Here is a 12,771-nt window from a genome sequence, read left to right as displayed (position 1 = left end):
TGCGTGATTTCAATGAAAGAAATAAGTTTCTTAATGTCAATTGCGTAGTCGCGGTCATAGTCAGCAGTGTCGCCACTGATGTATCCCTCACCCCCGTATGGCGCGGTAGGTTCAGCCACAACACCGCCTGCAAGATTCAGGTCGTAGGGGTGCCCGGTAAGTGAAGCGCAGATCAATCCTTCAAGTCTCTTTTCGCTTGTATCACTCGTCGGCATTCATTACCTCCTCACTATCTTCAACCTCACCTAAGATTTCTTGTTCGTCTTGGGATTCTGGTTCACCAATATCTTCAACTTCTGGTAATTGAATACCCCGAACATCTACTTTGCCGGTTACAACATCTGATATTATGCGAGTTCGATATTCAATAAAAAGGTTGATTTCTTCTTGAATTTGTTCGATCGCCAAACTAAGTCTTTGCGTGTTCTTATCAATAAAATCTAATATAGTTTTTTGCTCCTGAGTCGAATCAGGATACGCAATTAAAAGATTCCCAATAAACGACCAATCCGCTCTTGGCATCTTAGCCCCAAATGTCGAGCTATTAACAATATTGATTATCTGGACAGAACGCAACTTTTGTTCAATAAACTCAGGAAGTAAATCCGCTCTTTGTGATCTCAAAACTAAGAGTTCCCCCACACATACACCATTTTGTTTGGAACGAGTAACTTTTGCCAAATAAGGTATTAGCTTGCAAAATAATATATCTCCGGCGCGAAAACGTTTAACTTGGCTTTCAAATATTACTTCTGCTTCTGGAAGATATCTTTTAATTTCTTCTCTTTCATCTGCTTTAGGAATAATGAACTCCAGATCAAATTTGGCTTTCTTATTTAATTTATTAAAATTCTCTTTCCATATTTGGGGTTTTACCATCTTACTCAATACCAAAACCTTCATTTTCGCTCTTTTCTTCAAACAACTTCTTTCTTTCTCTTCTTGTAAAAAATTACGGACTGCCATGATATGCTTACACTCAAGTTTTATTTTTCGAGATCTTTTTATAAAATCTGAACACTCACACTGGGGGATATTTACATCCACTCTATAAGATTTTTTTGATTTCGAACCACTTACTACAAAATAATCAACTTTTCTTTCTACTTTTAAATCTTTGGCCGCTTTTTCTCTTTTTATTGCTTCCTCTTCTAATAACGCTCTTTTAGCTAAATCATCAGCTATAGAATTATGGTTTCTTCTTTCCCAAATAAAATTTAGCTTAGAAGGAATAGTCTGTCTAATTTCTTCAACTCGATTAAATAAAAGAATTATGCCTTTATCCCTAACTTTAAATTTTTTATTTAATTGATTGACTACTAATTGACTATCACAATAGATATCTGCTCTCTCTGGATTTATTTTTTTAATTTCTTCTAATCCTCTAATCAAAGCTTTATATTCGGCAATATTATTAGTACCGTAACCGATCGCTTCGCTTATCTTCTTTACCAACTCTCCATCCTGGTATATGACTATTCCTATAGCCATATTCCCCGGATTAGGATAACAGGAACCGTCTACTCTCATTAATACTTTGGACATAATTAGCCCCTTCCTATGGTAAAATTATATTTTTTGTAGTAAAATAATAAATAATATCGGTAATATTATATATGATTGTAACCCAAAAAGTAAACAAACCTGTCCTCGACCTGATCGGGGAATGGTAAGGTAGGGGTCGGATTTATCCGACCCGGTATGCGGGCTCGATGCATCGAGCCCCTACAAAATAATTATAACCAATTTTATTTCTAATGCGATACGCAATACGAGACAAAATAAAAAGGAGCCAAAAAGATTATTTAAGATGGATGAAAGAATACAGTATGCCTTTGAACACACCGAAATTTTAAGAAGGCCTGAACAACTAATTTCAACTTTTGGTTCTTCAGTAATCCACTATTATGTTTTAACTGAACCAGTATATTCTGAATTTACCAAGAATGATTTAGAGACTGTGGTTAGGGAAGGAAAAGTTAGTTGGTTCCAGCCAAAATTGCTTACTCCTAATTACATGTTTAGAATAGAAGGATTTAGCCGTGAAGCTAAAAACGCCTTTGAAGACTTAGCCAGTCAATATCCAGACTTAGCCGGAATTCTTTACAAATTTAAGGTTAATAAAGAGCTTGATGAAATGAATTTTGTTTCTAGCCCTTGGTTAACTGTAGCAGAAAATATTAATAAAGAGATAGATAAAAAAAGAGATTCTCTTTGTGCTATTATTAAAGGTGTAGCTGGCCTATGGGATGTATCGCTATCCAAATTTATTTTAGATATGATGGTTAGAAGTGTTTATTTGGCTCAGATACCTGATTTTAAAAAAAAGGGATTTGTAGGCATAAACCAAATAGGTCAAGCTATTATTGCTAAAGATAGATATGGCATTCCATTAACTGCTCGAGAAGAAATAGAGAAATTATTTAAATTAGTAGAAAAAGGTGAATCAAAGCCTATTAAATTAAAAGAAGAATTGGATAACTGGGGAGTATTTGAACAATATCAAGATAGGTTCTTCGGTCTCTTTAGGAGAAGGTAATAAAATGACAAGAATAAAAACTGCTTTAGAAATTGCTCTTGAAAAAGCTAATGAAATTAATATATTAAATCCAGAAGAAAAAGAAAAAATAAAAGCTGAGGGAAAGATTAAATCTTTGCTTGCTAAATATTATAAAGGAAGTCTTAGTTCTATTGATTTATGGCAAAAGTTAAAAGGAAATAAACCTTTTATATTAAGAGAAGCTCAATTAATTTTAATAAATTCTTTAAATTTTAATAACACTCAATATGAATATCAAATGAGAAAAGATGCTATTTTAGCTATCGAGACATTAAAAGAGGGCCAAAATACCTCAACCATCGAATCGACTTTAAATGAAATTAACCTCTTAAAAAAAGAGTATCGGAAGAAAAAAGAAGAGACTGAAAATATTTTAAAGAAAGAAATTAAAAAAAATCCTCAAGCAAGATTAAAAACAGCAAAACAAGGCAATAAATTAATTATTACGCAATTAAGTGTTGAAGAAGCTTTACAGGAAAATGTTCAATGGAAGAATTTTATTGCTAAACATGAAGAAAAATATGTTAAAGAGTTTAGAGAAGTAATTGAAAGATTAAAAAAAGAAATATAATAAAAATATTTATTAAACAAAATAGGGGTTAGGCCTACACTTGACAAAATATAAATAGATTATGGGGTAACCTCGGGCGGTGAAATTAGGTATAATACCTAAGCCCACCAGCGTCGGACGACTTTTATTTGGTTTAAGATATACTTTTCTAAAAACCATCTTAAATTTTTTTTGTTATCTCTTTTACTCTAATTTTTAATTCTTTAAGATTTACTACCTTGGAAATTCGGGTAATAGCTTGATAATCTTCTGGAAGTAAACCTTCCCTTCTTCCAATTTCCTGGGCGATTTCTACCGCTTCGTTGAGATATTCCCTGAAGGCATTTACTGAATTGCGCTTCTCGTGTTTATAAAGACCTTTTAATTGTTTCAGAGGAACTTTTTTTGTCTCATCTTTTTCAAAAAGACCGTTTAAAAAAATCTCCACTCCAAATCGAGTTTTGGCCATTTTTGCAAGATGAGGGGCTAAGTCTTTTTTGTAATACGCCCTTTCACCTGTTAAGTTTGAAAAAACGTTAGGCATATACCGCCTATTTGATGGATATCCTAAAACAGCCCTCACTTTACCGTCTAAAATAGGCTCGAGAAGAGTTTTTATATGATTATCTGAAAGAGTGGTTAAATCAGCGTCTATAAAAGCAATTATTTCACTTTTGGCCTTTTTTATTCCCTCAGCTAAAGCGGAACCTTTCCCCTGATTTTTCTTTAAATCAATAAGTGTAATTTTATCCCCAAACTTTTTTAAAATAGCTGGACTTTTATCTTTTGAGCCATCGTTAATACAAATAACCTCGTTTACCAGACTGCTTTTTACTAAAGTTTTGACAACTTTAGCAACGGTTTTTTCTTCATTAAAAACTGGAACTATGGCAGAAACAAATTTTTGCTTCTTTAATCTTTGGTGAGAATTTTTATCTTTGAAAAATACGGCTATAATATCTTCGCCAAAGTCTCTTGTTTCTCTTTCAACCGATGAAGAGATGATGTCAAAGCCATACTCAATTTGATTAAGGAGTTGACCACGAGTTAAAAAATATTCAACCTTAAAATCATTAGTGCCATCTTTTTCACTCCATTCTGCCAGCCGTTTTCTTAAAGAGTAAAAAATGCCGTCAACTGCCTTTCTTGTCTTTCCTGGTTCGCAGATAATAAACAATTTTTTAGCTGAGGAAAAACAGTTTTTAATAAATCTTTTTCTGTCGGTTGGCTTTAAATGGTGAAGAATATCACAAGCAATTACTACATCTGCCTGACAATAATTTTTTACGTCAAGGACATTGCCTAAATAAACACCCGAATGTTTTTTGAGGGCATAATCAATAAAATCTTTATTGGTATCAAACCCTCGGTAAACGCAGTTGTTGAGTAAAAAATCGGCTAAAGTTGCGGGACCGCAACCTGGCTCAAGAACCAAATCGTTTTTTCTAACAAAGCTTGCCATGTAGCAATATCGCTTGGCAAAGTTGTTTTTGTGTATCCATTTAAGACCCCAGACATAAAGAAGGGGATATCTATAAAAAATGTTCTTTTTGTACATATCTATTGGTCTAATTTCCTCTGACACATAAAATTCTCTTGTATTTAGAAGGGTCCAAGTATCTTCTGAATAGTCGCAACCTGTAGCTAGAGCAAATTCTCTACATACTTTAGCAATTCGGGGCCAAAATTGCTTTGATATATTTTTATATTCCTTCTCGGTTAGCAAACGGACTTGTCTTTCTTTTTCCACTCTATCTAATCTGTTCTTTTGTATTTCCTGAAGTTGATTTTTCCATTTTTGTTCCAAAGGATCTTCTCCCCCTACATCTGGTGGTTTTTGATGTTAAGACTCGACCCCATTTACTTTTCTAACGACTAATTTATCTTCTTTTGCCTTTTTTATATTTTTTGGTTTTTATCTTGCCTCCGGAGGGGTTTCCTCCGTCTGCTCCTTCATATCCCGGGATCCAGGGTTCTTCTTTAAGAGCCACCATCTTTTCCGGTTTCTTATTGGCTAGTTTCTTTTTTTTACCTGGAACAACTTCTTTTGGCATTTCGTCTATTGTAGGCATTTTCTTGTTAGTTAGATACTGCTGACCTACCCCTAAAAGGGTAGAAGTAAACCAGTACAGGGACAAACCAGAAGGCAGGCTGAAACTCATAAAGCCAATCATTAGGGGCATCATGATGGTCATCATCTTCTGGGTCTGTTGAGCAGAAACTCCGTCTTTACCTGTGCTACTGTCAGTGGAGGTCATCTTTTGTTGAATATACATTGAACCGGCTACTAGAAAGGGCAATATGCCAAGGTATTGTATTCCAAAAATTCCACTGCCTGGCAATTGAATTAATTGGTCGGGTGCAGCTAAGCCTGCAACGATTTTGGGTACTCCCTCAACTATAATTTGAACTTGCCTGGGTATCCATAAAAACCCCCCGGCTATTTTACCAGCACTATCTAAATATTCAAATTTCCTTAAAACCTGAAAGAGTAAAATTAATATGGGCATTTGAATTATCAAGGGCAAACAACCGCTCATGGGATTAACCTTATGTTCCTTGTATAAAGCCATTAATTCTTTATTTAATCTTTCCTTATCGTTCTTATATTTCTCTTGAACCGTCTTCATTAAGGGCTGGATCTTCTGCATCTCCCTCATAGAAACCATCTGTTTTTGCATTAAGGGATATAGGATTATCCTGATAAGGACGGTCATCAAAATGATAGCAATACCATAATTCTGGGTAAAGCTATATAAAAATACTATTATGTTGGCGAAAATATCGCCTAAAGAGTCCCATAAACTTGTCAAAATAATTTTGCTCCTTTACTGCCTTACTATTTTCTTTTATTTTCACTAAAAGATTCTATCTTTCTATTCTTGCTAAATTTTTAATTATAATACCTGAGTTATATTTACCGAATCCTACTATAGAATTTAATTGAAAGTATGTATTCAAGAATTAAATGTAAAACATTTTCTAATTTATTTAATTGCTTCTGATTTTTTTACTTTCTTATCCCAGATAGGATCGGAAACTTTAGCCCATTGAGCAGCTTTTTTGTTTAAGAAGACATAGTATCTTCTGAGATTATAGTATCAAATCAAGGCCCGTCCTCTGTTGCATTATAGACTTAAACATTAACGTATCTCCTTATATTGTCCAGTTTAATAATGCGGCTCCCCAGGTTAATCCACCACCAAAAGCAACCATTATAATTCGATCCCCTGGGCAAAATGTTTTTTCCTTATGAGCTTCATTTAGAGCAAGTGGGATACTGGCAGAAGAAGTATTTCCAAAACGGTCTAAATTAATAATGGATTTTTCTCGTTCAATCTTTAGTTTCCGGGCTACATAATCAATAATGCGAATATTAGCTTGATGGGGAATAATATAATCAATATCGCTTATAGAAAGATTAGACTTATTTAGGACCTGGGAAATGCTTTTTATCATTATTCTGGTAGCAAATTGAAATATTTCTTTTCCATTCATAGATATATTGCTGGGTCTTCCATTATTATTTGGAATATGCAAAAAAGGATTTTTTAGGGGAACTGCTGGGAGGGTAAGAAGTTCCTGCAAATCTCCTTGAGAACCAGTATAAGTACAGATAATACCCTCTTGGTTGGAACTCTTTAAAATTACTGCCCCGGCGCCATCTCCAAAAAGTACGCAAGTATTCCGATCAAACCAATTAGTGACCTTTGATAAAACTTCTACCCCTATTACCAGAATTGTCTTGCTTTGTTTTGATTTAATAAATTGATCAGCTATCTGTAACCCATAAACAAAACCGGTGCAACCTGCTACTATATCAAAGCTGGGAATATCCTTTAATCCTAATTCTGCCTGGACAAGATTAGCAGTTGAAGGCATAAAAAAATCGGGGGTTATGGTAGCTACTACAATCATGTCGATCTCTTCTTTTTCTATACCAGCATTTTCAATTGCTTCTTTTGCCGCTTTTGCGGCCATCTGATATGTCTTTTCTCCGGAGGAGATTCTTCTTTCTTTTATACCTGTTCGGGAGGTAATCCACTCATCGTTAGTCTCTACTATTTTTGAAAGCTCGTCATTTTTTACAATTCTTGCGGGGACATAAGCACCTGTACCAATTATTTTTGAATAAACCATGTTATCTTCCTTCAATAGTTCTCCATTTATAAAAATAAAGTTTCTCATGCTCAATGAATAGTTAATTTATTTAATTGCTTCTGATTTTTTTACTTTCTTATCCCAGATAGGATCGGAAACTTTAGCCCATTGAGCAGCTTTTTTGTTTAAGAAGACATTAGTATCTTCTGAAATTATTGCATCAGCTCCAGGATATAGCGGATGTGCACCGCTCTCCTCTACAATCTCTTTTAAAGCATCGGGATTATCAATAATAGGACAGGGCCTTAAATGATTTTCACAGAAAGGCTGTCTCTTTTGGTATGCAGTAAATAAAGGTGATTTAAGCACATCGAGTAAGCTTTTCTCTTTGATATTATCGCAAGTAAATTGGGCAAACGCACATGGGGTAACCTTCCCACTCGGTGTAATATGGAAATAACTTCGTCCTCCAGCTATACAACCCTGAGTATATTCCCCATCATTCCAGAAATCCATTAACATCAATGGATTGTGTGTCCTGAGATGATTCACTCGTTCAATTAAATACGCTCTCTGATCGGGTTTTAACATTAGATCAGTATTCGGATTTCTTCCAATAGGAATATAATGGAATGACCATCCGTAAATTGCCCCTTTATTAATCAAGAACTCAATAAAATTATCACTAGTTACTTCTTTGTAATTTTCCCTGGTTATGGTAAGAGACACACCAAATAAAACACCACGACTATGAAGCCTATCCATAGCACTTACAATTTTATCAAATACACTTTCTCCACGCCGGGCATCGGTTTGTTCTTTCCATCCCTCCAGACTAATGGCCGGGGTAATATTTCCTAACTCGACAATCTTACCGGCAACTTCATTATTAATAAAGGTACCATTGGTGTAAAGCATGAAGGCCATATCGTTATGTTTTTCAGCAATTTCAAATAAATGGGGATAGGCAAATGGCTCTCCCCCCGACATTACAATCCAGTATATCCCCAGCTCTTTGGCTTCGGTTAATATTCTATCTAAAAGCTCATATGATAAAGTATCATGTTTCATTTGAGCACCTGCCCAGCATCCTTCACAACGAAGGTTACAGGCACTGGTCGGATCAATCAAAATAGTAAACGGAATATTCACCCCTAATTCTTCTATCTTTTTCTTTTTTTGAGGAACACCAATAAGCCAGTTATTTATAACAAAATTGGTCACCATTTTCTGCCTAACATAAGGATTGATTTCAGTCAAAACTCGATTTATATATTTTCTTGTATTAAGATTTTGATTATATGATTGCAGAATCGCTTCTATTATCTTTTTGTGATTTTTATTAACTGCTATTTTTTTTAAAAGTGCGGCGAGTTTAGGAATATTTTGTTCTGGATTTTTCACCAAATAATTTAAAGTTTCTTGAAGTATTTTTTCTCCCACATACTTTTTCGCAAAATTAAGATTAACCATTTATGAACCTCCTAAAAATTTTATTTTTTATGTTTATTTGCTTTTAAAATCACTACTGTGCAACTCAATTTATTTTTAAACCTGCCGACTACACAAATCGAGTGTCTTATAATTAAGCGATAGGTTCTTGATATCATTTAAAACAGAAGAATTAACGGCTTCAGCACCTAATTCGATACATCTTTGTGCATGATGAAAATCACGCCAGTGAATATTTTCAACTCTTGGTCTAATGAAAATTACATTACTATCATCAGGAACAAAAACTGTTTTATCATGATTATTTTCTACAACTTTAAGCGCATTTACTACAATATTAAAAGCCGCGGGAATTATACGTTGAAACTTATTAGAAATTCCACCAGGAGAAACAACGCTATTTACATAAGGTATCTGACCAATATTTTGCAATAAATTCTGGGAATATCGCTTTAAGGTTATTAAGTAATTAATATTATCAATTGAGGAGCTAACATCAATAGCAATTACTGAATCAGCACCCATAGCAAAAGCCGTTTGAATGGGCAGAGGATTAACCAGACCGCCATCAACCAGCCATCGATTACCTATCTCTACCGGTGCAAAAATACCAGGAAATGCGGAACTGGCTAATATTGCCTTGGACACTGATCCTTTATTTATAAGGACTTCCTCTCCTGTTTTAATATCAGTAGCGACTACAGTTAAAGGAACTGTTAATTCAGAGAAATGTTTTTGCTGGGTAAGTACTGAAAAGAATCTCTCCAGTTTATTGCCTGCAAATATCCCTTTAGGAGGAGCAATATCTATCATCTTTAATAATTTTATCCATCCAGTCCCAAGAGCAATTTTTTCTAATTCAAAAATATTACCTCCTGCAGCATATGCAGCACCAACGATAGCTCCAAAACTTGTTCCTACAACAAGATCTATATGTATCTCTGCTTCTTGTAAAATCTTAAGTACTCCTAAATGAGCGTATCCACGAGCTCCCCCGCTCCCTAGAACAAGTCCGATTTTGATCGCTTTAGTATTCTGCAAGTTTTTTCTCCTTTAATATATTTCTTTCATATAAGAATTTACCGTGTCTTCAAGAATTTTTTTATTTAATTTAATTTTTTTTGAACCAGAAATTAGCTTTCCAATCTTTACCTTAATTCTATTTAATTTAGGGAATTTTGCTCCGACTGGTAATGCCTTACCAGCTCCCTTGATTGCCATAGGAATAATTGGGACATCTGCCTTTACTGCAAGATATGCAGCTCCAGCTTTGGCTGAGAAATCATCTTTTTCGTTAGTAATTCTTCCTTCCGGAAAAATACCCAAAACGCCACCTGCCTGTAAGACTTTCATAGCATTTTTTATAAGTTTAATATCATTGCCTTTGCCTTGAACAGGAATAGCCCCAACCCCTCGTAGAATATTACCCACAAAAGGCATTTTAAAAAGATAGGCAGCAGACATAAAGGTTATTTTAGGTTTAACAGATGATACAAGGACAAATCCATCTAATAAACTTGAATGGTTTGCCACAATAACAAAAGGACCAGTCTTCGGTATATTTTCTCTACCAATTATTTTAAGCCTGAAAATCAATTTAAAAATAATCAAACTAAAACTTTTTATAATAATATATAACAAAATATTAACCCTCAAACGATTCTAATCTTTTTACTTAATTTTCTTGGACAATTGATCAATTTTATTTCCCAGTTCATCAATCTTTTTTTCTAAATCATCTACACATTTTTTAGAGGCAAAATTCATCTTCTCTATGCTCTTCTCAATATCAGGCTTTATTTTTTCCAATAATTTATCTTTTTCTTTTTCTGCCTTATCTAAAAGATTAACTACAAACTCTTTGCTTTCACTCTGGCTTAATTCGCCTCTCTTGATTAGATCATCAGCTATCTTAATGGCTTTTTCTTTGGTAAGAGAAAGCGTGCCTATGCCAGCAAGAAACATTTTTTTGCTTAAATTTAACATATCTTCACCCCCTTTCTTTATTAAAATCTTTAAAGGAGAAAGAATTGAAGGAAGCATTATTTTTTTAGTCTTTTCCTGCTCCACAATAATTTGAGCCAATATCAAAGAAGTTATATCTTCTTTAGTTTCATTGTCAATTACTTTTACCTCCGCCCCCTCCCGAATTAATCTGGAAATTTCAGAAAGGTTAACATACTTTTTCTCTTTCGTATCATATAGCTTGCGATTCGAATATTTTTTAATAATATATTCTTCCATATAACATCTCCTCCCTTAAAATAATTAACACACTGCGTTACAATACATATATAACACACTGCGTTATATTTGTCAAGACCCTGGTGGAATTTTTTCCCTGCTGCTGATATTATTTCTGTCATTTCTGTTTTCTTATCTGTCATTCCCGCTTCCTCTTATGTCATTCCCGCGAAAGCGGGAATCTATCATTTTTATCACCAATCAAAAAAATCTCCTCCCATTACCCCCTCTCCCACAGAGAAGGGAAATATATTTTGATAAATTTGTACAAAAATATTTTCAATAAAAAGGGTTTTTTGATTTAAATGGCGAAATATAGTTATATAATAGTAAGAGATTGGGGTTAGATAAATAAATGAAAAATTTTGAGATAGAAAAAGATCCAGAGTTAGATAATTTATTAGCCAAATGTAAAGAGAAGGGATTAAAATTTGGCTTAGCTTTGGGGAGCGGCTCAGCCCGAGGAATGGCTCATATCGGGGTAATTCAAGCCCTGGAAGCCTATCACATTCCTATCGATATGATTGCAGGCACGAGTATTGGCGCCGTAGTGGGCTCAGTATATGCTACTGTTGCCACTGATATAAAGACCGGAGCGAAAGTAATTTTAAATCAGGGGAGTGTAATAAGGGCAGTTAGAGCCAGTATATCTATCCCGGGAATATTTACTCCGGTAAAGTATCAAGATTATTCCCTGGTAGATGGAGAGTTAGTAGACCCGGTCCCGGTGGATGTGGTGCAAAAGATGGGAGCTGATATTATTATTGCGGTCAATCTTACTGAAAAAACCCCCAAACCGATAATTATGATACTAAATGAAGAAACCGGTGATTTAAAAGAAGTGGAAAACACCTTCACTTTTAAGATAAATATAAAAGAAATTCCCAAATTCAAAACAGTAGAAAAAATTACTTCTTTGGTAGAAAAAGAGGTAACCTCTTTGGGTAAAATGATAAAAGGGGTTAAAAAGAAATTGAAAGGCCCACATATTATCGAAGTAATTAGTAAATCTGTGGATATTATGGAAAAAGAAATCACTTCTCGAGGTCTGTCTAAGGCAGATGTGGTAATCATCCCCTTTGGGATTGATGGCATCTCTCTTTTTGAATTTGATAAAGTCGAGATAACTATCAAAGGAGGCATAGATGCCGCTTTAGCTAAAATTCCTCTGATTAAAGAAGTAATAAAAGAAAAGCTAAAATAAAAAGGATGGAAAAATATGGGTTTTACAAAATTAAAAAGAAGATATAAAAATCTTAACCGGTTTCGACAAATAGTTAATATTTTAATCAAATACGGATTCGATTATTTTGTAAAACAGTTGGGATTAACTAACCTGATTTCTAAGGGCGGAAAAATTCTTAAACTAAAACCTTCTAAAATAGCCCAATTGCCCCTTCCGATAAAAGTCCGTTTTGCCCTTGAAGAATTAGGTCCCACCTTTGTTAAATTAGGTCAGATTTTAAGCACCAGACCCGATTTAATTCCTCCAGATTATATTGAAGAATTACAAAAGCTCCAAGATAAAGTTCCTCCCTTTGCCTATGACCAGGTTGAACAAATAATAAAAAGAGAACTGGGAGCTGATATTTCAAAAATATTTAAATCATTCGAGCAGAAGGCTTTCGCTGCTGCCTCTTTAGGTCAAGTTCACCAAGCTATATTAGAAGATGGGGATAAGGCAGTAGTGAAGGTTCAACGCCCGGATATTGAAAAAACAATTGAAACAGATTTGGATATCTTATTTCATATAGCCCGCCTTACCGAAAAACATATTCCAGCTAGTGTCTTGTAACTGAAATAACTTGACAATCTAAATTAAATATATTATAAAGAGAGTATGAAAACATTACTCTCAAAAATA

The 12,771-nt window shown here is 34.3% G+C and carries 13 protein-coding genes; 4 read left to right on the top strand and 9 right to left on the bottom strand.

What is annotated here, in order from left to right; all coding sequences use genetic code 11:
- The coding region (locus COZ07_RS06090; protein WP_406607682.1) for a hypothetical protein at positions 1–215 on the bottom strand (215 nt) is incomplete at its 3' end.
- Positions 202–1,545: a reverse transcriptase-like protein gene (locus tag COZ07_RS06085; protein WP_406607681.1), complete on the bottom strand. Its 1,344-nt coding sequence runs from the start codon at positions 1,543–1,545 to the stop codon at positions 202–204. The genes COZ07_RS06090 and COZ07_RS06085, both read right to left, overlap by 14 nt.
- Before the next feature lie 265 nt (positions 1,546–1,810).
- Between COZ07_RS06085 and COZ07_RS06080 the strand changes: the two genes are divergently transcribed.
- Positions 1,811–2,539 (top strand): hypothetical protein, encoded by a 729-nt coding sequence (locus COZ07_RS06080; protein ID WP_406607680.1) that lies wholly within the window; start codon positions 1,811–1,813, stop codon positions 2,537–2,539.
- 4 nt (positions 2,540–2,543) lie between these two features.
- A complete protein-coding gene (locus COZ07_RS06075) occupies positions 2,544–3,131 on the top strand; it encodes a hypothetical protein (protein ID WP_406607679.1) in 588 nt (195 codons plus the stop codon).
- Positions 3,132–3,291: 160 nt separating this feature from the next.
- On the opposite strand, the gene COZ07_RS06070 is transcribed toward COZ07_RS06075, so the two are convergent.
- The 7 genes from COZ07_RS06070 to COZ07_RS06040 form a co-directional block, all read right to left on the bottom strand.
- A complete protein-coding gene (locus COZ07_RS06070) occupies positions 3,292–4,917 on the bottom strand; it encodes a glycosyltransferase (protein WP_406607678.1) in 1,626 nt (541 codons plus the stop codon).
- A 73-nt stretch (positions 4,918–4,990) separates the two neighbouring features.
- Positions 4,991–5,923: a YidC/Oxa1 family membrane protein insertase gene (locus COZ07_RS06065; protein WP_406607677.1), complete on the bottom strand. Its 933-nt coding sequence runs from the start codon at positions 5,921–5,923 to the stop codon at positions 4,991–4,993.
- A 343-nt stretch (positions 5,924–6,266) separates the two neighbouring features.
- Positions 6,267–7,250: a beta-ketoacyl-ACP synthase III gene (locus COZ07_RS06060; protein WP_406607683.1), complete on the bottom strand. Its 984-nt coding sequence runs from the start codon at positions 7,248–7,250 to the stop codon at positions 6,267–6,269.
- A 66-nt stretch (positions 7,251–7,316) separates the two neighbouring features.
- The gene (locus tag COZ07_RS06055) at positions 7,317–8,684 is read right to left on the bottom strand and encodes a radical SAM protein (protein WP_406607676.1); all 1,368 of its coding nucleotides are present in this window, start codon (positions 8,682–8,684) and stop codon (positions 7,317–7,319) included.
- Positions 8,685–8,759: 75 nt separating this feature from the next.
- Positions 8,760–9,704, bottom strand: coding sequence for a patatin-like phospholipase family protein (locus COZ07_RS06050; protein ID WP_406607675.1), 945 nt, complete (start codon positions 9,702–9,704; stop codon positions 8,760–8,762).
- A 12-nt stretch (positions 9,705–9,716) separates the two neighbouring features.
- Positions 9,717–10,304 (bottom strand): lysophospholipid acyltransferase family protein, encoded by a 588-nt coding sequence (locus COZ07_RS06045; RefSeq protein ID WP_406607674.1) that lies wholly within the window; start codon positions 10,302–10,304, stop codon positions 9,717–9,719.
- Positions 10,305–10,334: 30 nt separating this feature from the next.
- On the bottom strand, positions 10,335–10,907 hold the full coding sequence (locus COZ07_RS06040) for a polyhydroxyalkanoate synthesis regulator DNA-binding domain-containing protein (protein ID WP_406607673.1): 573 nt from the start codon (positions 10,905–10,907) through the stop codon (positions 10,335–10,337).
- 355 nt (positions 10,908–11,262) lie between these two features.
- Here COZ07_RS06040 and COZ07_RS06035 point away from each other — a divergent pair, with 355 nt between their 5' ends.
- Together COZ07_RS06035 and COZ07_RS06030 are read left to right on the top strand one after the other, a co-directional pair.
- Complete coding sequence (locus COZ07_RS06035; protein ID WP_406607672.1) at positions 11,263–12,111, top strand: patatin-like phospholipase family protein; 849 nt, start codon at positions 11,263–11,265, stop codon at positions 12,109–12,111.
- Positions 12,112–12,126: 15 nt separating this feature from the next.
- On the top strand, positions 12,127–12,702 hold the full coding sequence (locus COZ07_RS06030) for an AarF/ABC1/UbiB kinase family protein (protein ID WP_406607671.1): 576 nt from the start codon (positions 12,127–12,129) through the stop codon (positions 12,700–12,702).
- Positions 12,703–12,771 lie beyond the last annotated feature (69 nt).

Origin of the sequence: Candidatus Infernicultor aquiphilus (genome assembly GCF_002784285.1) — a bacterium.
GTDB classification, from domain to species: domain Bacteria; phylum Atribacterota; class Phoenicimicrobiia; order Phoenicimicrobiales; family Phoenicimicrobiaceae; genus Infernicultor; species Infernicultor aquiphilus.
This window is presented reverse-complemented; position numbering and strand designations above follow the sequence as displayed.

Excerpts from the sequence above, each read along its gene's own strand:
- COZ07_RS06085 (WP_406607681.1), bottom strand. The coding sequence starts at position 1,545 with ATGTCCAAAGTATTAATGAGAGTAGACGGTTCCTGTTATCCTAATCCG.
- COZ07_RS06080 (WP_406607680.1), top strand. The coding sequence starts at position 1,811 with ATGGATGAAAGAATACAGTATGCCTTTGAACACACCGAAATTTTAAGA.
- COZ07_RS06075 (WP_406607679.1), top strand. The coding sequence starts at position 2,544 with ATGACAAGAATAAAAACTGCTTTAGAAATTGCTCTTGAAAAAGCTAAT.
- COZ07_RS06060 (WP_406607683.1), bottom strand. The coding sequence starts at position 7,250 with ATGGTTTATTCAAAAATAATTGGTACAGGTGCTTATGTCCCCGCAAGA.
- COZ07_RS06055 (WP_406607676.1), bottom strand. The coding sequence starts at position 8,684 with ATGGTTAATCTTAATTTTGCGAAAAAGTATGTGGGAGAAAAAATACTT.
- COZ07_RS06040 (WP_406607673.1), bottom strand. The coding sequence starts at position 10,907 with ATGGAAGAATATATTATTAAAAAATATTCGAATCGCAAGCTATATGAT.
- COZ07_RS06035 (WP_406607672.1), top strand. The coding sequence starts at position 11,263 with ATGAAAAATTTTGAGATAGAAAAAGATCCAGAGTTAGATAATTTATTA.
- COZ07_RS06030 (WP_406607671.1), top strand. The coding sequence starts at position 12,127 with ATGGGTTTTACAAAATTAAAAAGAAGATATAAAAATCTTAACCGGTTT.